The organism is Pseudomonas sp. 8 R 14, from assembly GCF_900005955.1.
In the GTDB taxonomy this organism is placed as follows: Bacteria; Pseudomonadota; Gammaproteobacteria; order Pseudomonadales; family Pseudomonadaceae; genus Aquipseudomonas; species Aquipseudomonas marginalis.
This window is the reverse complement of sequence record NZ_CVTH01000038.1, coordinates 102,282-128,484: the sequence shown is the minus strand read 5'-3', so window position 1 is coordinate 128,484 and position 26,203 is coordinate 102,282. Positions and strand designations below refer to the sequence as shown.

The following is a 26,203-nucleotide window of genomic DNA, read 5'->3' as shown; positions in this document are numbered from 1 at the left end:
GTCTAGAGCTGACGTCAGTTGTGAAAGAGTGAATACAGAAGAATCAGGTTGATCAGCATCGAGACCAGGCCCAAGGTGCGCCAGACCTTCAATGGTTCGCGCTCCAGCAGGGGCCTGGGGCGGATGCTCAGCTCCTGGCGGTCGGCCTGTTCCAGCACCAGCAGCCATTCCTCGGCGGTTTCATAGCGATGCGCCGGCTGTGCAGCCACGGCGCGCTCCAGGCTCAGGGGGAGCCAATCGGGGAGATCCGGGCGATAGCGGCTGGCGCTGACAGCCTGGGCAAATCGAGGCCGTTGGAAGGCTTCGATTTCCCCGTAGGGGTAATGCCCGGTCAACAGGTAATACAAGGTGACGCCTACGCTGTACAAATCCTGCTGGGCTGTCGGACGGTCGCCATTGAACGCTTCGGGCGCGATAAAGCTCGGGGTGCCGGGCAGTACGTGGGCCCGGTCCTCGGAAAGACCGGGGCAGTAGGCCAGACCGAAATCCAGCACGCGCAATTCACCGTCATCCCCCAGCAGCAGGTTTTCCGGCTTGATGTCGCGGTGAAGGATCTGCCGTCGGTGCAGCATGCCGACTGCGCGCAGCAAACGCTCGGCGACGGACTGCCATTGCGCCAGGGGCAATGGGCCCTGGTGCTGGAACAGCTCGGCCAGGGTTTGCCCCGGATATTCCCGCATGACGTAGTACAAATGCTGGCGCCCGCTGGCGGCGTGCACCTCAGGAAAGGCACGCCCGGCTACCCGTCGCAAAAACCACTCTTCCGACAGTAATGCCTGGCCGGCGTCGCTGTCGTCGTCGCGGCTCAGTGGCAAGGTTTTCAGCAGCCAGGGTTGCTGTTGGGCATCGCGCACCCGGTACAGCAACGACTGCCTGCTTTGCGCCAGCACGCTGTCCACCTGCCAGCCTTCAAAGCGTTGCCCGGATTTCAGTAGCGGTGGCAAGGGCCATTGCTGCAATTGCACCAGGGCGTCGCCGAGGGTGGCGGCGCCAAGCGTGTCGATGCGCACCAGCAAGGCGCTGGCATTGTCCTGGCTGCCCGCCAGGTGTGCGGCATTGACCAGCGTGGTGACCGCCAGGTCCAGGTCGGTTTGTTCGCGCAGGATCGCGCTGATGCTGTGATCGCCCAGGGTGGCCCAGACGCCGTCGCTGAGCAGCAGGAAGCACTCACCTTCGCGCAATTGACCGTCGAGAAAATCCAGCACCAGGTGCTGATCCAGGCCGAGGGCACGCTTGAGTACGTGCTGCATGCCCGGTTGTTCCCACACATGGTCTTCGCTGATGCGCTGCAACTCACCGTCCAGCCAGCGATACGCCCTGCAATCACCGACATGGGCCAGGGTGAAACGCTGGCCGCGAAAGACCAGGGCACTGAGGGTGGTCAGCAACGGCAGGCCGCCGCCATTGGCCTGCAACCAGCGGTTTTGCGCCAGCAGCAAGCGCTCCAATGCCTGTGCCACACCCCAGGTTTGCGGCGTGGCGTAGTAATCCAGGGCCAGGGCCTGCAAAGTCGAGCGTGCGGCCAGTCCGCCGTCGGCGCACTGGCTCACACCGTCGGCCATGGCGCACAGGTAACCTTTGCTCGCCGCCAGTTCCGCTGCGGGGGTGACGACCCGCAGCGCATCCTGGTTTTCCGCCCGTGGGCCGATGGCGCTGGCGTGGGCGACGCTCAGTTGCAGGCTCATCAGACGCGCGCAGCGGTCACTGCGGCCGAACCCCAGGTGGTTCTCCAGCGACGTTTGACGCCATGCAGGCCGAACCAGGCCAGTACGCCCAGGCTGGCGAACAGCCACAAGGCCAGTTGATAGCTGCCGGTGCTCTGCTTGATCGCGCCCATGCCCGCGGCCAGGGCGAAACCGCCGATGCCGCCGGCCATGCCGATCAAGCCGGTCATCACACCAATCTCACGCCGGAAACGCTGTGGCACCAACTGGAACACCGCGCCATTGCCCGCACCCAGGCCGAGCATGGTGCAGACGAAGAGCGCCAGTGCCGCATAGGAGCTGGGCAGGTTGAAACCCACCGCCGCAATGCAGATCGCCGCGACGCTGTACATGCCGAGCAGGGTGCGGATTCCGCCGAAACGGTCGGCCAGGGCGCCGCCCAGTGGGCGCATCAGGCTGCCACCGAACACGCAGGCGGCGGTGTAGTAGCCGGCAGTCATGGGGCTCAGGCCGTATTGGTCGTTGAAATAGCCGGGCAGGGCGCTGGCCAGACCGATAAAACCGCCGAAGGTTACGCTGTAGAAAAACATGAACCACCAGCTGTCGCGGTCGCCCAGGGCCTTGAAGTAATCGGCCATGGACTTGGCTTTCGGCCGCTCGGGTGCATTGCGTGCCAGCCAGGCGAAGACGATCAGCGTCAGGATCAGTGGAATCAGCGCAAAGCCGAACACATTGCTCCAGCCAAACGCCGCCGCCAGCACCGGGGCCAGCAACGCCGCGAACACCGTGCCCGAGTTACCGGCACCGGCGATGCCCATGGCCTTGCCCTGGTGTTCGGCCGGGTACCATTGGGACGCCAGCGGCAGCGCCACCGCAAAGGATGCGCCGGCCATGCCGAGGAACAGTCCCAGCAACAAGGCTTGTTCGTAGCTGTGAATCCCCAGTTTCCAGGCGCCGAACAAGGCGACGATCACAATCACCTGGCCAATCAGCCCGGCGGTCTTGGGCGACAGCTTGTCCGCCAGCATGCCCATCAGGAAGCGCAGCACCGCGCCGGCCAGGATCGGCGTCGCCACCATCAGGCCGCGTTGTTGGGTGGTCAGGTGCAGGTCGGCGGCAATCTGCACCGCCAGGGGGCCCAACAAATACCAGACCATGAAGCTCAGGTCGAAATACAGGAACGCGGCAAACAGGGTCGGGGTGTGCCCGGATTTCCAGAAGCTTGATTTCATCACGCACCTCAACGGTTGGGAGTCTTGTAAGAAGGCCTGGTGATGGAGCCGCCGGCTGAGGCCGCCCCACCGGCCCCGTGCTACCGGGGCCAAAACAAAAAAACGCCGCCACCGGGTTCGCAAGGGCAAACCGGGTGTGCGACGTCTTTGTCGTGAAGGGGCAACCGCCGTTGGTTACCTGTGGTGATTACTTGGCAAGTCCTGTGCCAACCTGTTGTTTCGGGTGTTCAGCCGAGCAGTTCACTCATGGCGATGATCTGCTCCGCCACCTGGATCAGTTTTTGCTGGCGGCTCATGGCCTGGCGGCGCATCAGGGTGTAGGCCTCTTCCTCATTGCAGGCCTTCATTTTCATCAGCATGCCCTTGGCCAACTCGATGCGCTTGCGCTCGGCCAACTGTTGGTCACGGGCCTGGAGCTGGGCGCGCAAGGCCTGGTCGCTCTCGAAGCGAGCCATGGCCACGTCGAGGATCGGTTGCAGGCGCTGCGCCTGAATGCCTTCGACGATGTAGGCGCTGACCCCGGACTTGATGGCCTGGCGCATCACGTCGGGGTCGTGCTCGTCGGTAAACATTACGATGGGCCGGGGCTGGTCGCGGCTGACCAGTACCACTTGCTCCATCACATCGCGGCCCGGTGACTCGGTATCGATCAGGATGACGTCCGGGCGCACCGTTTCGACGCGCGCAGGCAGGTCGATGGTCAGGCCGGATTCATCGATCACTTCAAAGCCAGCCTCGATCAGCGCTGTCCTCAGGCGGCCGACTTTGCGTGGCGTGTCGTTGATCAACAGGATTCGCAGCATGGACATCCTCCTGTCAGCGCAAGGCTTGGCGGCTGGTAGGGTCCGCCATGGCATGCAGGCGGAAGCTGCGCGCGTAGCCGGCGGGATCCGAGCCGTCCCAGATCTTGCCGTCGATCAGTTGACTGCTGCGCATGTCCTGGCCGTTGTCGCCGAGGCCCAGTGCCTCGGCGGCCTGACGATACAGCGCCAGCTGTTGCACTTGGCGCGCAACGCCGAGGTAATCAGGGTCTTCGCGCAACAGGCCCCAGCGTCGAAACTGGGTCATGAACCACATGCCATCGGAGAGGTAGGGCAGGTTGACCTCGCCATCGGCAAAAAAACGCAGGGCGTGGGGGTCCTGCCATTGGTTGCCCAGGCCGTCGTCATAGGCGCCCAGCAAACGCGGCTCGATGCAGTCGAGCGGGGCATCGAGGTACTCGCGGCCACTGAGCAATTGTGCGGTGGAGCGGCGGTTTTCGGTGTTTTGCTCGATAAAGCGGCTGGCCTCGAGGATCGCCATCACCAACACGCGGGCGGTGTTGGGGTACTGGTCGACAAACGCCTGGGTGCAGCCGAGCACCTTTTCCGGATGGTTCGGCCAGATCGCCTGGGTGGTCGCCAGGGTAAAGCCCTGGTGTTGCTTGACTGCACTGGCGCACCAGGGCTCGCCGACGCAAAAGCCATCGATACGCCCGGCCTGCAGGTGCGCGAGCATTTGCGGGGGCGGTACCACGACGCTGTCCACATCCTGTAGCGGATGAATGCCTTGGCTCGCCAGCCAGTAGTACAACCACATGGCGTGAGTGCCTGTGGGAAAGGTCTGGGCGAAAGTCAGTTTTGTTCGGCTTTGGTGCACGTGGCGGTCCAGCGCCTCAGGAGTGACCACGCCCTGCTGTTGCAGGCTGCGGGACAGGTTGATGCTTTGGCCGTTCTGGTTCAGCCCCATCAAGACTGCCATGTCGGTAGGTGCGACGCCGCCGATGCCCAGGTGCACGGCATAGACCAGCCCGTACAGGCTGTGGGCGGCGTCCAGTTCGCCGCTGACCAGTTTGTCCCGCAGGTTGGCCCATGAAGATTGGCGCTTGAGGTTGAGGGTCAAGCCATAAGGCTGGGCGAACCCTTGGGTCGCTGCCACCACCAGGGATGCGCAATCGCTCAAGGCCATGAAGCCCAGGTCAAGGCTGCTCTTTTCCGGGGCATCACTGCCGTTGACCCAGGCCAGCGGGTCGTTCGTCGGGCTGTTGCCAACCGAATCGTTCATCAACACCTACCTTTTCTTTCACAAAAAAGCGTCGTTCCCTCAGATGGCGATGCAAGGCCATTGCGGGTAACGACGCCTTTGTCCGTAAGCCCGCTCCGCCGTTGGTGCGCGCCTTGATACGGAGTCCGTAGCAAGGCACATGCCACGGGCCGATGGGCGCCGCCAGCCGTCAACTTTTCATCAAGATTGAAACTCGGCTGCCTCTCAGTATGGCCGCTTCTTACTGCCAGGCCGCCCAGGAAATCCCAGGTGTACGCTCACTTTTCCGTAACAACTCCCTGTCTCTGGCTGCTGCTTGCCGCGCTGATGCTGGGAAGTGCCGGTGCCCGGGGCGAAACCTACCAGGCGCAGGACGAGAGCCTGCATACCGTCTTTACCGCCTTGTCCGTGCCCATGGGCCTGCCCATCGTCGTGAGCGGTGAAGTGGCGCGCATACGCATCAGCGAGGTCATTGACCTCGCTATGCCGCTGCACGCCCTGGAGACGCTTGCGTTGCAGTACGGCTTGATCTGGTACAGCGATGGCCAGGCGCTCTACCTCTACAACGCCAGCGAGGCAAAACGTTCGGCAGTGGTGCTGCGGCATATATCTGTCGAGCGGTTTCGTGGCCTCATGCGCCGTTCGGGTCTTGATGAGACGCGCTACCCCCTGCGCGTGAGCGGGGCACGCACATTCGATGTATCCGGGCCACCTCATTATGTCGACCACGTTTTGCGCCTGGCCCAATTGATGGATCGCGAGCGTGCTGAATTAAAGGTAGGTAACCAGGCGTTTGCTGTCGTTCAGGTACTCAACACCCACGTGGCAGACCGCGGCTATGCCATGGGTGACGAAAAGGTCACGGTGCCGGGAATCGCGTCGACGATCGAAACCCTGTTGGGTTCTGAACAGAAGGGACCGCTGGCCGACAAGAACCTGGTGGTGATCGCATACCCGGATACCAATAGCCTGCTGATCAAGGGTAAACCTGCGCAGTTGGGGTTCATCGAGCGCCTGGTGGCGGAGTTGGACACGCCCAAGCGGTCTATCGAAGTCTCGCTATGGATGGTGGACGTGGACCGTGACGAACTGAAAAAGCTGGGCTTTGACTGGGACAAGGATGGGAAGGCCCAGGCCAAGCGCATTCTGGAGCCGATGGACGATAACCGCGTGATGGCGCAAATCGCCACGCTGGAGCGCCGGCGGCGAGCAAGGGTGATGACGTTGCCGGTGATTCTCACCCAGGAGAATGTGCCGGCCATGTTCCAGGATAACCACACCTTCTACCTGCCTGCTCCCGGAGCCGACCATGCTGATTGGAAGCCCGTGCAATACGGCTCCCAGGTCAGCGTACTGCCGCGTTTTGCCGAAGCGAACCAGATCGAGATGCTGCTCCATGTCGAGGATGGTCGACAATTGAGCCAGGCGGGGCGGCGCGGCAAACCGACCGCGGTCGGACGGGTGAGTGCCAGCAGTGTGGTGAGGGTCGCGCAGGGCAAGCGCCTGTGGCTGGGAGCGTTCAGCCGTGAGGCGCATGAGCCGGGACGCAGCACCGCTCCAGCCGGCCCGGCCAAGGTTCGCCTGTTTGTCATTCAGGCCCGGGCCGCGGGTAGCGAGTTGAAGGCGTTGGCCACAGGCGTGGGCGCACCACCGTTGAGTGCGGCGCAATACGAGCGCGTGCAACGTGCGTTTGTACGCCCGGGTCGCGATAGCTCTCCGTGAATAAGGTGTTGACCCATGCATTTGGAAATTCTTCTACAGGAACAACTGATCAGCCGCAGGCGCCTGGCAGCCTTTGCTGCTGGAAAGGTGCTGCCATTGTCGCCGGGCATCATCCACTGCGTGGAAGTTCGGGTTAATGGCCGGTTGCTCGCATTGGGCGAGTTGGTGCAACTGGAGGATCGGTTGGGTGTTGAGTTGCACGAGGTCTATAAATGGGGGAGCGCCTGACGTATGTGGGTGAAGTGTCTTACAGGGTGTTGCTAAAAAGCGTCGGCTGTATGGGGTTTTTCCTAGCGTGGGCTGCAAGGTGGTTTTTTATAGTCGTGATGTGGGCACAAGAGCCAGTACTGGAAAATAAGGACTTCAATGTCAGTAGTCGGATGTCGAGGTAGATATGGCCGTCGTGAATGATGAGTTGACGACGTCCCTGCTCTTTTCCCAGTGGACGCTGCATGGCGATGGTCGCCTGACCGGCGACGGCAGCGACGTCCAGTTGCCACCCAAGGAGCTGCATGTTTTGCGGCTGCTGTTGGTCTCTGGCGGTGTACTGATGACCAAGGATCGTTTGCTCGAGTTGGCCTGGCCCCAGGGGGAGGTCGCCGAGGAGTCGCTGACCCGTTGCATTTATTCGCTGCGCAAGCATCTTGGCGCTGACAAAGGCTTTATCAAGACCATTTATGGTCGCGGGTATCGCTTTACATGCCCGGTGAAGGCTGAGCGAGCAGGGCCCGGGCCTATGGATACCCTGCCGCATGTGTGTTCGGCCTGTGGACAAGTCAGTCATGGCTGAGTTCTGGCGCCGGCTGCTGTGGCTTGGCCTGGTGACGAGCGGCAATCAGGCACTGGCCTATTGCTGGGAGGAAACCGCCCATCGCTACGATATCGAGCCGGAGTTGCTACAGGCTATCGCCGCCGTGGAGTCGGATTTTCGCCCGGATGCGATGAACTACGCCAACGGTAACGGCACACGGGATATCGGCCTGATGCAGATCAACAGTATCCATTTGCCTCGCCTGCTCAAGCTGGGTATCACCGAGGAAAGGTTGTTGAGTGAGCCTTGCCTGTCGGTGGAAGTCGGGGCGTCCATACTGGCCGAGTTTATCCAGCGCTTTGGCTACAACTGGACGGCGGTGGGGTCCTACAATGTCGGGCCCGGCTCCGGCCCTGAGCGCGACGCGTTGCGCATGCGCTATGCGGAAAAAATCTGGGCACGTTATGAGGCCCTGGTACAGCAACGCTACTGACGTTTGGGCGGCGCGCCTCGCGTGCACCCCGCCACCCCGCTATAATCGCCGCCACCTTTCGCCGCCATCCGAGTCTAGCCCGCCCATGTATACCCTGGCCCGCCAGCTGTTGTTCAAACTCTCCCCGGAAACCTCCCACGATCTGTCCCTGGACCTGATCGGTGCCGGTGGCCGCCTGGGGCTCAATGGCCTGGTATGCAAGGCGCCGGCGAAAACGCCGGTGTCGGTGATGGGGCTCGACTTCCCCAACCCGGTCGGACTGGCTGCCGGCCTGGACAAGAACGGTGCGGCCATCGATGGCTTCGCGCAGTTGGGTTTCGGTTTTGTGGAGATCGGCACCGTGACGCCGAGACCGCAACCGGGCAACCCCAAGCCGCGTATCTTCCGCCTGCCGGAAGCCGAGGCGATCATCAATCGCATGGGGTTCAACAACCTGGGCGTCGATCATCTGCTGTCGCGCGTCGAGGCCGCAAAGTACAAGGGCATCCTCGGCATCAATATCGGCAAGAACTTCGACACGCCGGTCGAGCGCGCAGTGGATGACTACCTGATCTGCCTGGACAAGGTCTACGCCCACGCCAGCTATGTCACCGTCAACGTCAGCTCGCCCAACACCCCGGGCCTGCGCAGCCTGCAGTTCGGCGATTCGCTCAAGCAACTGCTCGAAGCCCTGCGCCAACGCCAGGAAGACCTGGCCGTGCGCCATGGCAAGCGTGTGCCGCTGGCAATCAAGATCGCCCCGGACATGAGTGACGAAGAAACCGTGCTGGTGGCCCAGGCCCTGGTGGATGCGGGCATGGATGCGGTCATCGCGACCAACACCACCCTCAGCCGTGTCGGCGTCGAAGGGTTGGCCCATGGCGATGAAGCGGGCGGCCTGTCGGGGGCGCCAGTGCGTGACAAGAGCACTCATATCGTCAAGGTGCTGGCCGCTGAGCTGGCCGGGCGTTTGCCGATCATCGCGGTGGGCGGCATCACCGAAGGCAAGCATGCAGCCGAGAAGATCGCTGCGGGTGCCAGCCTGGTGCAGTTGTACTCGGGTTTTATTTACAAAGGCCCGGCGCTGATCCGCCAGTCAGTGGATGCAATTGCGGCCTTGCGCGTGTAGGAGCGAGGGGGACGCCTAGTTCTTGCTCGCGAAGAGCGTCAACGATAGCGCTGCGCATCTGGCTTAACGCGGCGCCCTCAGGTTCTTCGCGAGCAAGAACTAGGCGTCCCCCTCGCTCCTACGGTAGTCCTCATTATTCTCAGGCCAATAAAAAGGGCTCCTTAAGAGGAGCCCCTGGGCCGAAGCCCGCCGCCTGGATAGGGCGTGCGTGGTTAAGTCGCTACATATTCGAGGTGGTGTCGGAATTAAATGCCCTTGATTAGCCGACGGCGTGAAGTTCGTTGAGTCTGTGGATTCCCGCAGTGCCAGTCATACCGTCCCAGTTGTCGCCGCGTCCTTCTCGCCAGCCGTTGATCCAGGCTTGGCGTACCGACGGTAGAGTAAATGGGCAAAGCTCACGGGATTTGCCATGAACGCCATATTGATATCCGCGTAAAAATGCTCTTTCCAACGGATCACGCTTAAGTCTTCTCATAGGGTGTTTCCCTCACTTGTTGACTGTCTTGATATCCTTCGGCCTCGTCTGAGGCCGGGCAGAGTTTTTCTGCCGTTGGTGGGCTCGCTGCCGGCGTGGCGAGCCTAGGTGTCGGCGTCGTTACGGCGCCAACCTGTGTTGAGTTCTAACCAATAGGTCACATGGATTCAATGATCGTTTTGTCATAAGCACGTAACGATAACGATGCTATAGCCATAAGCTGGGATGGCTTTTCGCCCCATTTGTTGGGCAAAGCCAGCTATGATGCACCCTGCAAAGAGGATGGGTTTAATCCTTTAGTGAGAATGTCCTTCTGTTGCTGTCGGTTATTATTCGACGAAGGGTCGGAATATTTCTTTTTGTTGCGTCAAATTCTCTCTCTGCCCCGTCAATAAAGGCTCCAAGGCCCGTCAGACGGGGTGGAACGGCACATTCGTGCCACGCGAGCACTCTTCAAGAAAAGTGCTTGATTGAAAACCGAGCCGGCGATGCGTCGCCCGTTCACTTATTGCTGAAAAGCCTGGAATGCCCCATGTCGGACCGTTTTGAACTCTTCCTCACCTGCCCCAAGGGCCTCGAAGGCCTGCTGATCGAGGAAGCCGTCGGGCTTGGCCTTGAGGACGCCCGCGAGCACACCTCGGCCGTGCGCGGCATGGCCGACATGGAAACCGCTTATCGCCTGTGCCTCTGGTCGCGCCTGGCCAACCGTGTGTTGCTGGTGCTCAAGCGCTTCCCGATGAAGGACGCCGAAGACCTCTACCACGGTGTGCTGGATATTGAATGGGCCGATCACATGGTTTCTGACGGTACCCTGGCGGTGGAATTCAGCGGTCACGGCTCAGGCATCGACAACACCCACTTCGGCGCGCTGAAGGTCAAGGATGCGATCGTCGACAAGCTGCGCACCCCGACCGGCGAACGCCCGTCCATCGACAAGATCAACCCGGACCTGCGCATCCACCTGCGCCTGGACCGTGGCGAAGCGATCCTGTCCCTTGACCTGTCCGGCCACAGCCTGCACCAGCGCGGCTACCGCCTGCAGCAGGGCGCCGCGCCGTTGAAGGAAAACCTCGCTGCGGCGATCCTGATTCGTGCCGGCTGGCCGCGCATTGCTGCCGAAGGCGGCGCGCTGACTGACCCGATGTGCGGCGTGGGCACCTTCCTGGTGGAAGGCGCGATGATCGCCGCCGACATGGCACCTAACCTGAATCGCGAATTGTGGGGCTTCACCACCTGGCTCGGCCACGTCCCGGCGCTGTGGAAAAAACTCCACGCCGAGGCCACTGAACGCGCGGCCATCGGCATGAACAAGCCGCCGTTGTGGGTGCGGGGCTACGAAGCCGACCCGCGCCTGATCCAGCCCGCCCGCAACAACATCGAGCGCGCCGGCCTGAGCCACTGGATCAAGGTGTACCAGGGCGAAGTCGGCACCTTCGAGCCGCGCCCGGACCAGAACCAGAAAGGCCTGGTGATCTGCAACCCGCCCTACGGCGAGCGTTTGGGTGACGAAGCCAGCCTGTTGTACCTCTACCAGAACCTCGGCGAGCGCCTGCGCCAGGCCTGCATGGGCTGGGAAGCGGCGGTGTTCACCGGCGCGCCGGACCTGGGCAAGCGCATGGGGATCCGCAGCCACAAGCAGTATTCGTTCTGGAACGGCGCATTGCCGTGCAAGTTGCTGCTGATCAAGGTCAACCCGGATCAGTTCGTCACCGGCGAGCGCCGTACCCCGGAACAGCGCCAGGCCGAACGTGAGCAGGCGGTTTACGACCAGGCGCCGGCCGAGCCGCAGGAGCGCCAGTACAACAAGAACGGCAACCCGATCAAGCCCGCCCCGGCCCCCGTGGTCGAGCAGGCGCGCCTGAGCGAAGGTGGGCAGATGTTTGCCAACCGCCTGCAAAAGAACCTCAAGCTGCTGGGCAAGTGGGCCAAGCGTGAAGGGGTGGATTGCTACCGCGTATACGACGCCGATATGCCTGAATACTCCATGGCCATCGACCTGTACCACGATTGGGTCCACGTGCAGGAATACGCTGCGCCAAAATCCATCGATCCGGAAAAAGCCTCGGCCCGCATGTTCGACGCCCTGGCGGCCATTCCCCAGGCGCTGAACATCGACAAGAGCCGCGTGGTGGTCAAGCGTCGCGAGCGCCAGAGCGGTACCAAGCAATACGAGCGCCAGAGTGCCCAGGGCAAGTTCACCGAGGTCAGCGAAGGCGGCGTGAAGCTGCTGGTCAACCTCACCGACTACCTGGACACCGGTCTGTTCCTCGACCACCGTCCGATGCGCATGCGTATCCAGAAGGAAGCGGCCGGCAAGCGTTTCCTCAACCTGTATTGCTACACCGCCACCGCCAGTGTGCACGCAGCCAAGGGCGGCGCGCGCAGCACCACCAGTGTCGACCTGTCCAAGACCTACCTGGACTGGGCACGTCGCAACTTCTCGCTCAACGGTTTTTCCGACAAGAACCGCCTGGAGCAGGGCGATGTGATGGCCTGGCTGGAGGCCAGCCGCGATGAGTTCGACATGATCTTCATCGACCCGCCGACCTTCTCCAACTCCAAGCGCATGGAAGGCATCTTCGACGTGCAGCGCGACCACGTGCAGTTGCTTGACCTGGCCATGGCGCGCCTGGCACCGGGTGGCGTGCTGTACTTCTCGAACAACTTCCGCAAGTTCCAGTTGGAGGACAATCTCAGCGAACGCTATGCGGTCGAGGAAATCAGCGACAAGACCATCGATCCGGATTTTGCGCGTAATGCGAAGATCCACCGGGCGTGGAAAATCACTGCTCGCTGATCGCCGCCACGAAAAAGCCGCAAGCCTGGACTATTCCGGGCTTGCGGTTTTTTTACGCTGGTCAAACCCTGGGCCGATGGCTATAACTTAGGGCCTAGCCAAAGTGACACCCCCCGCACGCTGGCGTTGTGAGTGTTGCCTATGCCGTTGCAAGCCGTTCGCCCGAAAATCCTAGGCTTTATCAGTGAACAGGCGTCGGCTTGGCTGGTGGCGTTGGTGGTGTTATTGGCAGGTTTTGCGCTGACGGCCATCGTCGCCTGGGCGGCCTCCGACCTCTATCAGCAACAGGTTCGCCAGCGCTTTCAGTTGCTGGTCAACGAGCGTTACAGCCGCTTGCAGGAACGTTTCGAGGATCAGGAACAACGCCTGAACAGCCTGCGGCGGTTCTTCGTCAACTCCGATGTTGTGTCCCGCGAGGAGTTCGACGGGTTTGCCCAGCCGTTACTGTTGCGCGCCCGGGCCTACGCCTGGGCACCCCGTGTGTTTCGCGGACAGCGCAGCCAATTTGAACAAGAGGTGTCCCGCCTGCGTGGGGTACCCTTTGTTATCCGTGAACTTAATAGCGTCGGCGAACTGGCCCCGGCGCCCGAGCGTGATGAATACGTTCCGGTGCTCTACAGCCAGACTCAAAGCTTGCTGGGGTCGCCCCTGGGTTTTGATCTGTTGGCCCAGCCCCTGCGGCGCTCGACCCTTGAGCGGGCGCAAAAGAGCGGCAAGCTGGCGGTGTCCCAACCGATGCAGTTGGTGGGGGTCGAGCCGGCTTATGCCACGGGTGTATTACTGGTCGCGCCGGTGAGTCACCTGCCCACGTCCGAGCCGTCCCCAAATGAGCCATACGGTTACGTAATGGCGGTGATCAGCATGCGCCAGTTGGTCGCCGAGGGCTTGCCAAAAGCGGAGCGGGACAACCTGGTGATGCAGATCGTCGACACCTCCGACCTGCAAAAGCGCGTGCTCTTCGAGTCCGGCAATGCCGTGGCCAACAGTGACCTTGCTGGCGCGCGTCGCCTGACCCTGGGCGATCATGTGTACGCCCTGAGCCTGCGCCCGAGCAAGGTGTTCGAGCAGGCCAACTATTCCTCGCTGTCCACGATCCTGACCATGGGTAGCCTACTCAGCCTGCTGCTCAGCGCCTTGCTCTATGTGCTGGTGAGCCAGCGCCAGCGTGCGTTGAAACTGGTGGAGCAACGCACTGTGCAGTTGCGCTTGCGTGAGCAGGAACTACGTGGTGCCCATGGCCAGTTGCGCAGCGTACTCAACGCCGCTACCCAAGTGGCGATCATTGCCACTGACCTGCGCGGTGTGATCAACACCTTCAACGCCGGTGCCGAGCAGATGCTGGGGTACGAGGCCGACCAGGTGGTGGGCAAGCTGACCCTGGAAAGCCTGCACTTGGCGTTGGAGCTGGAGGCACGTTCCGCGAGCCTGAGCGTGACCTTGGGCAAGCGTATCCCGGCGAGCCAGGCGATGCTGGTGGAAAGCCCCGACAACCTGCACGAAGCCCGGGAGTGGACCTTGGTCCGCCAGGATGGCAGTCAGTTGATTGTGAACATGTTGGCCACCGTATTGCTGGATGACCATGGTCTGTGGATCGGTCACCTCGCGATTTACCTGGACGTCACCGAGCAGAAACGCGCCTACGAGGCCCTGGCGGCGCGGGACCGCCTGCTCAAGAAACTCAGTGCCCACGTACCCGGGGGGATCTTCCAATTCACCCTGGAACCCCAGGATAACTGGCGCTTTATCTACGCCAGCGATGGCATGCGCGATATCTATGAAATCGAGGTCAGCGTGTTGCAGCGGGATGCGACGAAGGTCTTCGAGCGAATCCACCCGCTGGACGCGGAACGGGTGCGGGCCTCGATTCGCCTGTCGGCATTGCAGTTGAGCCACTGGCGCGAAGAGTACCGGGTGCAGTTGCCGCAACGGGGGTTGCGCTGGATTCGCGGCGAGGCCACCCCGGAAGAGTTACCGGGGGGCGGTACGCTGTGGCATGGCTATGTGTCGGACATTTCGGACTTGAAGCGGGTTGAAGAGGAGCTGCGCGCGCTGTCCATCACAGATTCCCTGACCGGGATTCACAACCGTCGCTATTTCCAGGACCGCCTCAGGACCGAGATGGCGAGACTCAACCGGACCAGTGGGGCGCTGTCGGTGATCATGCTCGATATCGATCATTTCAAGCGTATCAACGACCAGCACGGGCATGCGGTTGGCGACGGGGTGTTGCAGGAGTTATGCAGGCGCATCAGTCAGCGTCTGCGCCGCACCGACGTGTTCTGCCGCCTGGGGGGCGAGGAATTCATGGTGCTGTGCCCCAATACCGATGGCGAGCAGGCTTATGGCCTGGCCATGGAGTTGTGGCAATCCCTGCGTAACCTGCCGATGGAGCCTGTGGGCATCGTCACCGCCAGCTTTGGTGTGGCCAGCTGGCGGGTGGATGAAGGCATTGATGGCCTGTTGTTGCGTGCCGACTCGGCGGTGTACGTGGCCAAGCAGGCGGGCAGGGACCGGGTAGAGGCCGAGAAGGCGCGGGCCTGATGCTCGCTCCTATAGGACGGGAGCCGCCGCCGCCAGTTTTGGCTGGCGGTACAGATCCAGCAGCACCTGGTCCAGCACCGACGACGCGCCCCACGGCTTCGGATCGTTGAGGATCGCCACCACCGCCCAGGTGTTGCCGTTGTTGTCGCGGCTGAACCCGGCAATGGCGCGCACGGTATTCAAGGTACCGGTCTTGACGTGGGCTTCGCCGCGCATGGCGGTGGTCTTCAGGCGTTTGCGCATGGTGCCGTCGGTGCCGGCGATCGGCATCGAGCTGATGTATTCCGCAGCGTAGGGGCTTTTCCAGGCGGCTTGCAGCATGGCGGCCATTTCGCGGGCGCTGACCCGTTCGGCACGGGACAGGCCCGAACCGTTCTCCATCACCAGGTGTGGCGCGGTGATGCCTTTCTTCGCCAGCCACTGGCGCACCACACGTTGCGCGGCCTTGGCATCGTCGCCGTCGGCATCGTTGCGGAACTGCGCGCCCAGGCTCAGGAACAATTGCTGGGCCATGGTGTTGTTACTGTATTTATTGATGTCGCGGATGATTTCCGCCAGGTCCGGCGAAAAGGCGCGGGCCAGTACCTTGGCATCCTTGGGCACCGGTGCCTGGATATCGCGGCCCTGGATGCTGCCGCCCAGTTCCTGCCAGATCGCCCGTACCGCGCCAGCGGTGTAGGTGGCGTGGTCCAGCAACGACAGATAAGTCTGCGAGCTGCAGCCATCGGCCAATTGGCCGCTGACGGTGACCGTCATACTGCCATCGGCGCCTGTGACCGGGTTGTAGCGTACGTCGCCGGTGCACTGCTTGGCGTTGGAGGCCTTGACCTGGTTGTCGATGCGGATGCTGGCAATCGGCGGCTCGACCGAGACGAGCACGCGCCCCGAATCGTTACGGGTCACAAAGCGCAGGGCCTTGAGGTTGACCAGCAGGGCGTCGGGCTTGACCAGGAACGGTTTGTTCTCGTCGTTGCCGTCATCATTGAATTCCGGCAACTGCGGTTGGTTGAAGAAACTGCGGTCCAGCACCAGGTCACCGGTGACTTGCTGCACGCCATTGGCCCGCAGGTCGCGCATCAGCAGCCAGAGTTTTTCCATGTTCAGCTTGGGGTCGCCGCCGCCCTTGAGGTACAGGTTGCCGTGCAACACGCCACCGCTGAGGGTGCCGTCGGTGTAGAACTCGGTTTTCCACTGGTGGTTGGGGCCGAGCATTTCCAGGGCCGCATAGGTGGTGACCAGTTTCATGGTGGAAGCCGGGTTTACCGAGACGTCGGCGTTGAATACCGTGGGGGTGCCGGGGCCGTTCAGCGGGATCATCACCAGGGACAGCGCAGTGTTTTGCAGCTTGGCTTTGGCGAGTGCCTGCTGGACGTTCGGGGGCAGGGTGTTATTGATCGGGGCAGCGGAGGTGGAAAAGGCCAGTGGCAGGAGAAAACTGGCGAGTAGCAATGGACGCAAAGATTTGATCATAAGAAGTAAAACCCTACTGCTGAGGAGGGTGAAAAAGGCGAGGGGTAGATAGGAAAATTCCCTCAATGGTCATGAAAGTGTCGGCATTATGCCCCAAGGTGAAGGCACTTGTAGCTGAACGATAGCTGGTAATTGGCGTTTTTTTAACAGCAAACGGCCGCCTGTCCCAGAGAGTCGGGCAATCGTCGTCTTAAACTGCTAAAGTGCCGCCCGTTATTACTTATGAGGATTGTTCCAATGGCGACTAACCGTTCCCAGCGTCTGCGCAAAAAACTGTGCGTTGATGAATTTCAAGAGCTGGGTTTCGAACTGAACCTGGACTTCAAAGAAGGCCTGAGTGAAGAAGCTATCGACGCTTTCCTCGAAGCATTCATCAAAGAAGCCATGGAAGCCAACGGCCTGGGCTATGTCGGCGGCGATGACTACGGTCTGGTTTGCCTGCAGAAGCGTGGCTCGGTCTCCGAAGAGCAGCGCGCTGCCGTCGAAGCCTGGCTGAAAACCCGTTCCGAGCTGACCAAGGCTGAAGTCAGCCCGCTGCTGGACGTGTGGTATCCGGAAAAGCCGATCAACGCGGCTAAGTGATACTGAAAAAAACGGCGACCTGAGGGTCGCCGTTTTTTTATGCCTTGCGCCAGTTCAGAATCAGCAGCGTCAACACCCCCGCCACAATCCCCCAGAACGCCGAGCCGATGGAAAACAACGTCAAGCCTGACGCGGTGACCATAAAGGTGATCAGCGCCGCTTCCCGTTCCTTCGGCTCATTCATGGCGATACTCAAGCCATTGATGATCGAGCCAAACAAGGCCAAGGCCGCAATCGACAGCACCAGTTCCTTGGGCAAGGCTGCGAACAGTGCCGCCAGTGTTGCGCCGAACACCCCGGCTATCCCGTAGAACACCCCGCACCATACGGCGGCGGTGTAGCGTTTATTACGGTCTTCATGGGCATGGGGGCCGGTGCAGATCGCTGCGCTGATCGCCGCCAGGTTGATGCCGTGGGAGCCAAAGGGCGCCAGCACCAGCGAGGCCAGGCCGGTGGCGGTGATCAGCGGCGAGGCCGGCACGTTATAGCCATCGGCCCGCAGTACGGCGACGCCGGGCATGTTCTGCGAGGTCATCGCCACCACGAACAACGGAATCCCGATGCTGATGGTTGCTGCCAACGAGAAGTGCGGTGTCGTCCACACCGGCGTCGCCACTTCCAGGTGGAAACCGCTGAAGTCCAGCAAGCCCATCAGCCCCGACAGCAGGGTACCGATCATCAGGGCGGCCAGTACCGCGTAGCGTGGCGACAGACGCTTGATGATCAGGTAGGTGAAAAACATCCCCAGTACCAGGCCGGTGCGATGCTGCGCGGCGACGAAAATTTCGCTGCCGATCTTGAACAGGATCCCCGCCAGCAACGCGGCCGCCAACGATGCCGGGATGCGCTTGACCAGTTTTTCAAAGCTGCCGGTGAGCCCGCAGAGCGTCACCAGCACCGCGCAGGTGATGTAGGCGCCGATGGCCTCGCCGTAACTCACACCGCCCAGGCTGGTGATCAACAGCGCCGCGCCGGGGGTGGACCAGGCAATGGTGATCGGCGTGCGATAGCGCAGGGACAGGCCGATGCTGCAGACCGCCATGCCGATGGAAATCGCCCAGATCCACGAAGAAATCTGCGCCGTGGTCAAGCCGGCCGCCTGGCCGGCCTGGAACATCAGCACCAGGGAGCTGGTATAGCCGGTCATCATGGCGATAAAGCCGGCGACGACGGCGGAGGCAGAAGTGTCGGCCAGCGGGCGCAAGGGCGCTTGGGTGGCGTCGGTCATGGAGAGGTGTTCCTTTTACCTGGGTGTTTGCCGGTGACGGCGCAGATTCAAGCCTAAACTCAAACGTAACGACTCATTGCAATACAGACGGCACCGCAAACAGCCGTACAGTGTGTTGGCGCAGTGGGTTGTGTACAATGTGCGCTGTTTTTAGGTGATACTTGCCAGCGACCCCGTGTTGCCGTATTACCTTAAAGTTGCCGTATTACCGTTAATTCGCCGCCGTTCTCCCTACCCGAGTGCCCATGAACGAACAGTTGCAACCTCTCAAGAAACAACCGCGAGCCGGCAAGGTCGGTCGCAGCGGAACCCAGGACGATATCGTCTACGCGCATATCTTCGAGGCGATCCTCGAGCAGCGCCTGGCACCCGGTACCAAATTGAGCGAAGAGGCACTGGGCGAAATCTTCGGCGTCAGCCGCACCATTATTCGCCGCGCGCTGTCGCGGCTGGCCCATGAAGGCGTGGTGTTGCTGCGGCCCAATCGTGGCGCGGTGGTGGCGAGCCCAAGCGTGGAAGAAGCACGCCAGGTGTTCCTGGCCCGGCGCCTGGTAGAGCGAGCGATCACCGAGCTGGCGGTGCAGCACGCCACCGCCGAGCAACTGGCCGAACTGCGCCAGATGGTCAACGACGAGCGCGACAGCTTCTCCCGCGGCGATCGCGGGGCGGGCATCCGCCTCTCCGGCGAGTTCCACCTCAAGCTGGCCGAAGCCGCGAAAAACGCGCCGCTGATCAGCTTCCAGCGCAGCCTGGTGTCCCAGACCTCGTTGATCATCGCCCAGTACGAAAGCGGCAACCGCTCGCACTGCTCCTACGATGAGCACACGCAACTGATCGACGCTATCGAAGCGAGGGACGCGGCGCTGGCGGTGAATTTGATGATGCATCACATGGATCACATCGACAGCAAGCTCAACCTCGACGAGGAAAGTGCGTCGGATGATTTGCATGCGGTGTTCTCGCATCTGTTGCAGACCAAGAAGCCGGGGCGTTCTTCGGTCAAGCTGTAAACCCGATTAAAAAATGTGGGAGGGGGCTTGCTCCCGATGGCAGAGTGTCAGTCACTGAATTAAGTGCCTGATCCACCGCTATCGGGAGCAAGCCCCCTCCCACATTTGTTTTGTGTCGTGGCGCAGATCAGCGTTGGTGCACGAGTTTGCCGGCCGCATACGTCTGCAACACCGTCCGATCATCCCCCAGGGTCATCAACACGAACAACGTCTCGGCAATGTTATTGGCTTGCTTCAAGCGATAGCTCAGCAGCGGCGTGGCGTTGTAGTCCAGCACCAGGAAGTCGGCATCGGTGCCCGGCTGCAGCGTGCCGATCTTGTCTTCCAGGCGCAGCGCCCGCGCACCACCCAGGGTAGCCAGGTACAGTGACTTGAAGGGGCTCAACCGCGCGCCCTGCAGTTGCATGACCTTATAGGCTTCGTTCAAGGTTTGCAGCAGCGAGAAACTGGTGCCGCCACCCACATCGGTGCCCAGGCCGACATTCAGCTTGTGTTTCTCGGCCATCGGCAGGTTGAACAGGCCGCTGCCGAGGAAGAGGTTCGAGGTCGGACAGAACGCCACCGCCGACCCCGTCTCCGCCAACCGTGCGCACTCGTCATCACACAGGTGCACGCCGTGGGCAAACACCGAGCGCTCGCCCAGCAGTTGGTAGTGGTCGTACACATCCAGATAGCCGCTGCGCTCCGGAAACAGCGCCTTCACCCACTCGACTTCCTGCTTGTTCTCACTGATGTGCGTCTGCATGTACAGGTCCGGGTACTCGCCCAGCAGTTGCCCGGCGAGCGCCAATTGTTCCGGCGTGCTGGTCGGCGCAAAACGCGGGGTGACCGCGTAGTGCAGGCGGCCCTTGCCGTGCCAGCGTTCGATCAGCGCCTTGCTTTGCTGGTAGCCGGATTCGGCGGTGTCGGTAAGGTAGTCCGGAGCGTTGCGGTCCATCATCACCTTGCCGGCGATCATGCGCAGGTCGAGTTTTTCCGCCGCCTCAAAGAATGCGTTCACCGACTGCGGATGCACACTGCCGAACACCAGTGCGGTGGTGGTGCCGTTGCGCAGCAGTTCCTTGATAAAAATGCCTGCGACTTCTTCGGCGTGGGCCTTGTCGGCGAACTGGCTTTCGCACGGGAAGGTGTAGGTGTTGAGCCAGTCCAGCAACTGCTCGCCATACGCGCCGACCATGCCGGTTTGCGGCAGGTGGATATGGGTGTCGATCAGGCCGGGGATGATCAGCGCATCCTGGTAATGGGTGATGTCGATGTCGGCAGGCAAGCTCGGCAGCAGGTCGGCGGCATGGCCCACGGCGCTGATCCGGCCGTTTTCGATCACCAGCAGGCCGTCTTCGAAATACTCGTAGGAGGCTTCGATCCCAACTTCAGCGGGGTCGGCGATGCTGTGCAGGAGGGCTGCACGGTAGGCTTTGCGAGTCAAAGGCATGGTCGTCTCAATTGATAGCTTGGCTTCGGCGCGAGGCCGGCAGCAATTTGGCAATGGGTTCGGCGCTCGCGGTGTGCTGGCCGAAACTGGCGTTATAGGTGGCGATGATTTCGCCGGCGATGGAGATGGCGATTTCCACCGGCAACTTGCCCTTCACCTCGCTGAGGCCCATGGGGCAACGCATGCGTTGCATCTGCGCGGCGTCGAAGCCGCGATCGCGCAGGCGGTGTTCGAACTTGACGCGTTTGGTCTTCGAGCCGATCAGGCCGAAGTAGGCAAAGTCATTGCGTTTGAGCAGGGCGGCGGTGAGTTCCAGGTCCAGCGCGTGATTGTGGGTCATGACGATGCAGTAACTGCCCACCGGCAGGTCGGCAATTTCGTCCACCGGCTCTTCGCTGACGATTTTACGCACGCCCTGGGGGATATGTTCCGGAAACTCCTGCTCGCGGGAATCGATCCAGCGTAGCCGGCACGGCAGGCTCGCCAGCAACGGCACCAGCGCGCGGCCGACATGGCCGGCGCCGAACACCGCGATCTGCGCCTGTACCTGGCCCATGGGTTCGAACAGCAGCACGGTGATGCCACCGCAGCACTGGCCCAGGCTGGCGCCGAGGCTGAAGCGCTCCAGATGGGTGTTCTGCTGGCCACGCACAAGCATGTCGCGGGCGATCTGCATGGCCTTGTATTCCAGGTGCCCGCCGCCGATGGTGTCGAAGGTTTGCGCGGCACTGATCACCATCTTCGAACCGGCATTGCGCGGCGTGGAGCCGAGCTCTTCGATGATGGTCACCAGTACGCAGGGTTCACTCTGGTTTTGCAGGTCGGCGAGGGCGCTGATCCAGTTGTTCATGTTTACCTCAACATTACTGTTGTCAGTTCGGGCAGCGCCTCGGTCTAGAGCGAAGCCATTTCAGTTTCAGCCTCGACAGCTGTCGCCGTCTGCAACTTGCGCATCTGCTCACACCCCCACAACACCCGCTCTGGTGTCGCCGGCGCATCGATCTTCGGCTGATGGCGATAATCAGCCAGGCTCGCCACCGCATCCTTGATCGCGCACCACGAGGCAATCCCGAGCATGAACGGTGGCTCGCCCACGGCCTTGGAATGGAACACCGTGTCTTCCGGGTTCTTGCGGTTTTCCACCAGCTTCACACGCAAATCCAAAGGCATGTCGGCCACCGCCGGGATCTTGTAGCTGGCCGGGCCGCAGGTCTCTAGCTTGCCCTTGTTGTTCCACACCAGCTCTTCCATGGTCAGCCAGCCCATGCCCTGGATAAAGCCGCCTTCCACCTGGCCGATATCGATGGCCGGGTTCAGCGAGGCGCCCACATCGTGGAGGATGTCGGTGCGCAGCATCTTGTATTCGCCGGTCAGGGTGTCGACGATCACTTCGCAGCACGCCGCGCCGAAGGCGAAGTAGTAGAACGGCCGACCGCGGGCCTGGCTGCGGTCGTAGAAGATTTTCGGGGTCTTGTAGAAGCCGGTGCTCGACAGCGACACCTGGGCGAAATACGCCTGCTGGATCAACGCTTCAAAGCTCAGGATCTGCTCGCGCACGCGCACATGGCCGTTATGAAATTCCACATCCGCTTCGCTCACGTCGTACTTGCGCGCGGCGAATTCCACCAGGCGTTGCTTGATGGTTTCGGCGGCGTTCTGGGCGGCCTTGCCGTTCAGGTCCGCACCGCTGGAGGCAGCAGTCGGCGAGGTGTTGGGCACTTTGTCGGTGTTGGTGGCGGTGATCTGCACGCGGTCGATGTCCACCTGGAACACTTCGGCCACCACTTGCGCGACTTTGGTGTTCAAGCCCTGGCCCATCTCGGTGCCGCCGTGGTTCAGGTGGATGCTGCCGTCGGTGTAGATATGGATCAGCGCGCCCGCCTGGTTCAGGAAGCTCGCCGTGAACGAGATCCCGAATTTCACCGGCGTCAGCGCCAGGCCTTTTTTCAGGATCGGGCTGTGGGCGTTGTACAGGCGGACCGCTTCGCGGCGCTCGGCGTATTGGCTGCTGGCTTCAAGTTCGGCGGTCATCTCTTCGAGCATGTTGTGCTCGACGGTCTGGTAGTAGTGAGTGACGTTGCGCTCGGTCTTGCCGTAGTAATTGGCCTTGCGCACCGCCAACGGGTCCAGCCCCAGATGGCGCGCGATGGCGTCCATCACTTCCTCGATGGCGACCATGCCTTGCGGGCCACCGAAGCCGCGATAGGCGGTGTTGGACGCGGTGTTGGTCTTGCAGCGATGGCCGTTCACCGTGGCATCGCCCAGGTAATACGCGTTGTCGGCGTGGAACATGGCGCGGTCGACGATCGAGTTGGACAGGTCCGGCGAGCAGCCGCAGTTACCGGCCAGCTCCAGGTTGATCCCGTGCAGGCGACCGCTGTCGTCGAAGCCCACGTCGTATTCGATATAGAAGGGGTGGCGCTTGCCGGTCATCAGCATGTCTTCGACGCGCGGCAGGCGCATCTTGGTCGGCTGGCCGGTGAGGCGCGCCACCACCGCGCACAGGCACGCCGGGCTGGCGGCCTGGGTTTCCTTGCCGCCGAAACCGCCGCCCATGCGGCGCATATCGACGACGATCTTGTTCATCGACACATCCAGCACTTCGGCCACCAGCTTCTGCACTTCGGTGGGGTTCTGCGTGGAGCAATAGACGATCATGCCGCCGTCTTCGGTGGGCATTACCGAGGAAATCTGGGTTTCCAGGTAGAAGTGTTCCTGGCCGCCGATATGCAGGGTGCCCTGGAGGCGGTGCTTGGCGGTCGCCAGCGCGCCGGCCGAATCACCCCGTTGGTGGGTGTGGCTGTCGAGCACGAAGTGCTTGTTGCGAAAGGCCTCGACCACATCCAGCACGGGCTCCAGGTCTTCATATTCGATCACGGCCGCCATCGCGGCCTTGCGTGCGGTGTCCAGGTCGCGGGCGGCCACGGCCAAAACCACCTGGCCGACGAACTGCACCGTGTCTATGGCCAGCAAGGGGTCGCCGGGCAGCAGCGGGCCGATGTCTTTCAGGCCCGGCACGTCTTCGTGGGTGATGACGATACGCACACCGTCGAAGGCGTAGCAGGGCGTGGTGTCGATGCGGATGATCCGGGCGTGGGCGCGGTCGGACATGCGTGCATACAGGTGCAGCTGGTTGGGGAATTCCAGGCGGTCATCGATGTACTGCGCTTCACCGGACACGTGCTTGGCGGCGCTGTCATGCTTGACGCTGCGGCCGACCCCGGAGGTCAGGTCCTGGGCAAACAGCGCGGCCAGTTCGGCCTGGGTTTTTTCCACGGCGTGATGGTTAGACATAAGCGGTCACCCGAGTCTCGATGTGCGGCGTTTGCAGTTCGATGAAGTATTTGCGCAGCAGGTTCCGGGCGCTGAGCAGGCGGTATTCCTTGCTGGCGCGGAAGTCCGACAGCGGGGTGAAATCCTCGGCCAGGGCAGCGCAGGCTTTCTCGACGGTGGCGGCGTTCCAGGTGGCACCGACTAACACGGCTTCGCAGTTTTTCGCGCGTTTTGGCGTGGCGGCCATGCCGCCGAACGCGACGCGGGCATCACTGATCACACCGTTGTCGATCTTCAGGTTGAATGCAGCGCAGACGGCGGAAATATCATCGTCCAGGCGCTTGGAAACCTTGTAGGCACGGAACAGCGCGTGGCCCTTGGGTACGATGATTTTCTCGATGAACTCGCTGTCCTGGCGCGCCGTCACACGGTAGTCGATGAAGTAGTCTTCCAAGGCCAACGTACGGCGCGTGTTGCCTTTGCACAGCACGATCTGCGCGCCGAGAGCGATCAACAGCGGCGGCGAATCGCCAATGGGCGAAGCGTTGCCGATATTGCCGCCCAGGGTGCCCTGGTTACGAATTTGCAGGGAAGCGAAGCGGTGCAGCAGGTCGCCGAAATCCGGGTATTCGTGGTGCAGCACGGTGTAGCAGTCGGAGAGGGCAGTGGCGGCGCCGATTTCCAGGCGGTCGTCGAAGTCCTCGATGCGCTTCATCTCTTCAATATTGCCGACATAGATCATCACCGGCAGGGTGCGGTGGAACTGGGTGACTTCCAGCGCCAGGTCGGTGCCGCCGGCCAGCAGGCGGGCTTGCGGGTAGGCGTCGTAGAGGTCGGCCAGGTCGGCAACGGTGAGGGGCACCAGGCAGCGTTTGTCGCCGCTGTTGAGTTCACCGGTTTGGGTCGGCGCGATGGCTTTGAGGCGGGCGATGGTCTCGGCCTGGCGGCTGTCGAACTGGTCCGCCGGTTTGTTGCAGCAGGCCTGTTCGGCGGCGGCCAGGATCGGCCGATAGCCGGTGCAGCGGCACAGGTTGCCGGCCAGGGCTTCGTGGGCCTTCTGGCTGTCGGGGGCGTCGCTGTTCTTTTGCAGGGCGAACAACGACATCACAAACCCGGGGGTGCAAAAGCCGCATTGCGAACCGTGGCACTCCACCATGGCCTGTTGCACGCTGTGCAGTTGGCCCTGGTGCTTGAGGTCTTCGACGCTGATCAATTGCTTGCCGTGCAGCGACGATACAAATGTCAGGCAGGAATTGAGGCTGCGATAACGGATCTGCTCAACGCCCTGAGGGTCGGTGTGCAACTCGCCGACCACCACCGTGCACGCACCGCAGTCGCCGCTGGCGCAGCCTTCCTTGGTACCGGGTTTGCCCACATGCTCGCGCAGATAGTTGAGCACGGTCAGGTTGGGGTCCAGGGCGTGCTCGCTACGGAGTTCCTGGTTAAGTAAAAACTGGATCACGGAAGGCCTCGCAGACTCATTATTGTTGTTAACCGCTTTGCGCCGAATCTAGTCATGTCTGACTTTTCGGTCAACGATTTTCTGACCAGAAGGTCAAGAAATTGCGATCGCAACACTTTCAATTATGGTTCAGTCTTCTGAAACCGGCGTTTTTGGGGGCGTGTGGGTGTTCAGCTTTGCTTATTTCATGCCAAATTCGCCACGGTGGGCGTAGCGCCATCAGCGGGCCAATGCGCTACACTGCCGCGCTTGTACCGATAGACGATTTTGAAGGGAAAACATGACGTTCAAGGCGCCGGACAGTCTCGCCGAGCAAATCGCTCACCACCTCGCCGAACGTATCATTCGCGGCGATCTCAAGCCTGGGGAGCGGATCCAGGAACAGAAAGTCACGCTGGCGCTGAATGTCAGCCGTGGCTCCGTGCGTGAAGCTTTACTGATCCTCGAACGCCGCCACCTGATCGCGATCCTGCCGCGCCGTGGCGCCCACGTGACCGAGCTCACGGCGCACAAGGTGCAGAGCCTGTGCACGCTGATGAGCGAGTTGTATATCCTGCTTGGCAATGCGGTCGCCCAGGGCTGGCAGACCCAGGCCGACATGGCGCCGTTCGTCCAGATCCAGCAGCGCCTGGTGAGCAATTTCGAGCGCCAGGACATCCGCGCCTTTGTCGAAGAATGCTTCAATGTGATGCGCGCCGCGTACCCCTTTGCCAACAACCCGTATTTGCAGGAAACCGTCGAAAACCTGCAGCCGGCGATGAACCGTGCCTATTACCTGGCCCTGGATCAGCGCAAGGCGTCCATGAGCGAGTACCTGGCGCTGTTCGAGCAACTGCTCGCCGCCGTACTCGCCCGTGACCTGGAGCAGATCCGCCAGGTGCTGTCGGCCTACTGCCAGCGCAGTAGCTCGCTGGTCATCGCTGCGTTGGCGGACGCCTAAA

Annotated in this window: 21 protein-coding genes; 10 read left to right on the top strand and 11 right to left on the bottom strand. The window is 61.7% G+C overall.

What is annotated here, in order from left to right; translation table 11 throughout:
- Positions 1–14: 14 nt before the first annotated feature.
- The 4 genes from BFQ01_RS07210 to BFQ01_RS07195 all read right to left on the bottom strand — a co-directional run bounded on the left by BFQ01_RS07210 (position 15) and on the right by BFQ01_RS07195 (position 4,939).
- On the bottom strand, positions 15–1,685 hold the full coding sequence (locus BFQ01_RS07210) for a bifunctional protein-serine/threonine kinase/phosphatase (protein ID WP_065924775.1): 1,671 nt from the start codon (positions 1,683–1,685) through the stop codon (positions 15–17).
- Positions 1,685–2,896 (bottom strand): nitrate/nitrite transporter, encoded by a 1,212-nt coding sequence (locus BFQ01_RS07205; protein WP_053132785.1) that lies wholly within the window; start codon positions 2,894–2,896, stop codon positions 1,685–1,687. The genes BFQ01_RS07210 and BFQ01_RS07205 overlap by 1 nt, the downstream gene beginning before the upstream one ends.
- A 227-nt stretch (positions 2,897–3,123) precedes the next feature.
- The gene (locus BFQ01_RS07200) at positions 3,124–3,699 is read right to left on the bottom strand and encodes an ANTAR domain-containing response regulator (RefSeq protein ID WP_027603690.1); all 576 of its coding nucleotides are present in this window, start codon (positions 3,697–3,699) and stop codon (positions 3,124–3,126) included.
- Positions 3,700–3,712: 13 nt separating this feature from the next.
- Complete coding sequence (locus BFQ01_RS07195) at positions 3,713–4,939, bottom strand: CmpA/NrtA family ABC transporter substrate-binding protein (protein ID WP_065924774.1); 1,227 nt, start codon at positions 4,937–4,939, stop codon at positions 3,713–3,715.
- Between the two features lie 306 nt (positions 4,940–5,245).
- On the opposite strand from BFQ01_RS07195, the gene sctC reads away from it, so the two are divergent.
- From sctC to BFQ01_RS07165, 5 genes are all read left to right on the top strand, one after another.
- Positions 5,246–6,640, top strand: coding sequence for a type III secretion system outer membrane ring subunit SctC (gene sctC / locus BFQ01_RS07190; protein WP_083244850.1), 1,395 nt, complete (start codon positions 5,246–5,248; stop codon positions 6,638–6,640).
- Positions 6,641–6,655: 15 nt separating this feature from the next.
- On the top strand, positions 6,656–6,868 hold the full coding sequence (locus tag BFQ01_RS07185) for a FliM/FliN family flagellar motor switch protein (protein ID WP_027603693.1): 213 nt from the start codon (positions 6,656–6,658) through the stop codon (positions 6,866–6,868).
- Between the two features lie 166 nt (positions 6,869–7,034).
- Positions 7,035–7,430 carry a winged helix-turn-helix domain-containing protein gene (locus BFQ01_RS07175; protein WP_065924771.1) on the top strand — a complete coding sequence of 132 codons (396 nt, stop codon included), beginning with the start codon at positions 7,035–7,037 and terminating at the stop codon, positions 7,428–7,430.
- On the top strand, positions 7,423–7,884 hold the full coding sequence (locus BFQ01_RS07170; protein ID WP_027603696.1) for a transglycosylase SLT domain-containing protein: 462 nt from the start codon (positions 7,423–7,425) through the stop codon (positions 7,882–7,884). Before BFQ01_RS07175 ends, BFQ01_RS07170 begins: the two co-directional genes overlap by 8 nt.
- An 85-nt stretch (positions 7,885–7,969) precedes the next feature.
- On the top strand, positions 7,970–8,992 hold the full coding sequence (locus BFQ01_RS07165) for a quinone-dependent dihydroorotate dehydrogenase (protein ID WP_065924770.1): 1,023 nt from the start codon (positions 7,970–7,972) through the stop codon (positions 8,990–8,992).
- Between the two features lie 259 nt (positions 8,993–9,251).
- Here the strand turns inward: BFQ01_RS07165 and rmf are convergent, their stop codons facing one another.
- Positions 9,252–9,467 (bottom strand): ribosome modulation factor, encoded by a 216-nt coding sequence (rmf, locus tag BFQ01_RS31225; protein WP_002553055.1) that lies wholly within the window; start codon positions 9,465–9,467, stop codon positions 9,252–9,254.
- Positions 9,468–9,999: 532 nt separating this feature from the next.
- Here rmf and rlmKL point away from each other — a divergent pair.
- Together rlmKL and BFQ01_RS07155 are read left to right on the top strand one after the other, a co-directional pair.
- Positions 10,000–12,264, top strand: coding sequence for a bifunctional 23S rRNA (guanine(2069)-N(7))-methyltransferase RlmK/23S rRNA (guanine(2445)-N(2))-methyltransferase RlmL (gene rlmKL / locus BFQ01_RS07160; protein ID WP_065924769.1), 2,265 nt, complete (start codon positions 10,000–10,002; stop codon positions 12,262–12,264).
- A gap of 141 nt (positions 12,265–12,405) precedes the next feature.
- Positions 12,406–14,805 carry a sensor domain-containing diguanylate cyclase gene (locus BFQ01_RS07155; protein WP_065924768.1) on the top strand — a complete coding sequence of 800 codons (2,400 nt, stop codon included), beginning with the start codon at positions 12,406–12,408 and terminating at the stop codon, positions 14,803–14,805.
- A gap of 9 nt (positions 14,806–14,814) precedes the next feature.
- On the opposite strand, the gene dacB is transcribed toward BFQ01_RS07155, so the two are convergent.
- Complete coding sequence (dacB, locus tag BFQ01_RS07150) at positions 14,815–16,275, bottom strand: D-alanyl-D-alanine carboxypeptidase/D-alanyl-D-alanine endopeptidase (RefSeq protein WP_065924767.1); 1,461 nt, start codon at positions 16,273–16,275, stop codon at positions 14,815–14,817.
- Between the two features lie 237 nt (positions 16,276–16,512).
- On the opposite strand from dacB, the gene BFQ01_RS07145 reads away from it, so the two are divergent.
- Positions 16,513–16,857 (top strand): YggL family protein, encoded by a 345-nt coding sequence (locus BFQ01_RS07145; RefSeq protein WP_010208515.1) that lies wholly within the window; start codon positions 16,513–16,515, stop codon positions 16,855–16,857.
- A 37-nt stretch (positions 16,858–16,894) separates the two neighbouring features.
- On the opposite strand, the gene BFQ01_RS07140 is transcribed toward BFQ01_RS07145, so the two are convergent.
- Complete coding sequence (locus BFQ01_RS07140; protein ID WP_065924766.1) at positions 16,895–18,085, bottom strand: benzoate/H(+) symporter BenE family transporter; 1,191 nt, start codon at positions 18,083–18,085, stop codon at positions 16,895–16,897.
- A 245-nt stretch (positions 18,086–18,330) separates the two neighbouring features.
- On the opposite strand from BFQ01_RS07140, the gene BFQ01_RS07135 reads away from it, so the two are divergent.
- A complete protein-coding gene (locus BFQ01_RS07135; protein WP_065924765.1) occupies positions 18,331–19,095 on the top strand; it encodes a GntR family transcriptional regulator in 765 nt (254 codons plus the stop codon).
- A 127-nt stretch (positions 19,096–19,222) separates the two neighbouring features.
- On the opposite strand, the gene guaD is transcribed toward BFQ01_RS07135, so the two are convergent.
- From guaD to xdhA, 4 genes are read right to left on the bottom strand one after another with little or no spacing between them, the layout of a single operon-like run.
- A complete protein-coding gene (gene guaD / locus BFQ01_RS07130; RefSeq protein WP_065924764.1) occupies positions 19,223–20,527 on the bottom strand; it encodes a guanine deaminase in 1,305 nt (434 codons plus the stop codon).
- Positions 20,528–20,534: 7 nt separating this feature from the next.
- Positions 20,535–21,377 carry a xanthine dehydrogenase accessory protein XdhC gene (xdhC, locus tag BFQ01_RS07125; protein ID WP_065924763.1) on the bottom strand — a complete coding sequence of 281 codons (843 nt, stop codon included), beginning with the start codon at positions 21,375–21,377 and terminating at the stop codon, positions 20,535–20,537.
- A gap of 44 nt (positions 21,378–21,421) precedes the next feature.
- On the bottom strand, positions 21,422–23,821 hold the full coding sequence (gene xdhB / locus BFQ01_RS07120) for a xanthine dehydrogenase molybdopterin binding subunit (protein ID WP_065924762.1): 2,400 nt from the start codon (positions 23,819–23,821) through the stop codon (positions 21,422–21,424).
- A complete protein-coding gene (xdhA, locus tag BFQ01_RS07115; RefSeq protein ID WP_065924761.1) occupies positions 23,814–25,262 on the bottom strand; it encodes a xanthine dehydrogenase small subunit in 1,449 nt (482 codons plus the stop codon). The genes xdhB and xdhA overlap by 8 nt, the downstream gene beginning before the upstream one ends.
- 280 nt (positions 25,263–25,542) lie before the next feature.
- On the opposite strand from xdhA, the gene BFQ01_RS07110 reads away from it, so the two are divergent.
- Positions 25,543–26,202 carry a GntR family transcriptional regulator gene (locus BFQ01_RS07110; protein ID WP_027603706.1) on the top strand — a complete coding sequence of 220 codons (660 nt, stop codon included), beginning with the start codon at positions 25,543–25,545 and terminating at the stop codon, positions 26,200–26,202.
- Position 26,203 lies beyond the last annotated feature (1 nt).

What these genes read in the sequence shown, in the direction of transcription:
- dacB (WP_065924767.1), bottom strand. Translation starts at nt 16,275, where the DNA reads ATGATCAAATCTTTGCGTCCATTGCTACTCGCCAGTTTTCTCCTGCCA.
- BFQ01_RS07210 (WP_065924775.1), bottom strand. Translation starts at nt 1,685, where the DNA reads ATGAGCCTGCAACTGAGCGTCGCCCACGCCAGCGCCATCGGCCCACGG.
- BFQ01_RS07135 (WP_065924765.1), top strand. Translation starts at nt 18,331, where the DNA reads ATGAACGAACAGTTGCAACCTCTCAAGAAACAACCGCGAGCCGGCAAG.
- BFQ01_RS07155 (WP_065924768.1), top strand. Translation starts at nt 12,406, where the DNA reads ATGCCGTTGCAAGCCGTTCGCCCGAAAATCCTAGGCTTTATCAGTGAA.
- xdhC (WP_065924763.1), bottom strand. Translation starts at nt 21,377, where the DNA reads ATGAACAACTGGATCAGCGCCCTCGCCGACCTGCAAAACCAGAGTGAA.
- rlmKL (WP_065924769.1), top strand. Translation starts at nt 10,000, where the DNA reads ATGTCGGACCGTTTTGAACTCTTCCTCACCTGCCCCAAGGGCCTCGAA.
- guaD (WP_065924764.1), bottom strand. Translation starts at nt 20,527, where the DNA reads ATGCCTTTGACTCGCAAAGCCTACCGTGCAGCCCTCCTGCACAGCATC.
- BFQ01_RS07185 (WP_027603693.1), top strand. Translation starts at nt 6,656, where the DNA reads ATGCATTTGGAAATTCTTCTACAGGAACAACTGATCAGCCGCAGGCGC.
- BFQ01_RS07165 (WP_065924770.1), top strand. Translation starts at nt 7,970, where the DNA reads ATGTATACCCTGGCCCGCCAGCTGTTGTTCAAACTCTCCCCGGAAACC.
- BFQ01_RS07170 (WP_027603696.1), top strand. Translation starts at nt 7,423, where the DNA reads ATGGCTGAGTTCTGGCGCCGGCTGCTGTGGCTTGGCCTGGTGACGAGC.
- sctC (WP_083244850.1), top strand. Translation starts at nt 5,246, where the DNA reads ATGCTGGGAAGTGCCGGTGCCCGGGGCGAAACCTACCAGGCGCAGGAC.
- BFQ01_RS07140 (WP_065924766.1), bottom strand. Translation starts at nt 18,085, where the DNA reads ATGACCGACGCCACCCAAGCGCCCTTGCGCCCGCTGGCCGACACTTCT.
- BFQ01_RS07205 (WP_053132785.1), bottom strand. Translation starts at nt 2,896, where the DNA reads ATGAAATCAAGCTTCTGGAAATCCGGGCACACCCCGACCCTGTTTGCC.
- BFQ01_RS07195 (WP_065924774.1), bottom strand. Translation starts at nt 4,939, where the DNA reads ATGAACGATTCGGTTGGCAACAGCCCGACGAACGACCCGCTGGCCTGG.
- BFQ01_RS07200 (WP_027603690.1), bottom strand. Translation starts at nt 3,699, where the DNA reads ATGCTGCGAATCCTGTTGATCAACGACACGCCACGCAAAGTCGGCCGC.
- rmf (WP_002553055.1), bottom strand. Translation starts at nt 9,467, where the DNA reads ATGAGAAGACTTAAGCGTGATCCGTTGGAAAGAGCATTTTTACGCGGA.
- BFQ01_RS07145 (WP_010208515.1), top strand. Translation starts at nt 16,513, where the DNA reads ATGGCGACTAACCGTTCCCAGCGTCTGCGCAAAAAACTGTGCGTTGAT.
- BFQ01_RS07110 (WP_027603706.1), top strand. Translation starts at nt 25,543, where the DNA reads ATGACGTTCAAGGCGCCGGACAGTCTCGCCGAGCAAATCGCTCACCAC.
- BFQ01_RS07175 (WP_065924771.1), top strand. Translation starts at nt 7,035, where the DNA reads ATGGCCGTCGTGAATGATGAGTTGACGACGTCCCTGCTCTTTTCCCAG.
- xdhB (WP_065924762.1), bottom strand. Translation starts at nt 23,821, where the DNA reads ATGTCTAACCATCACGCCGTGGAAAAAACCCAGGCCGAACTGGCCGCG.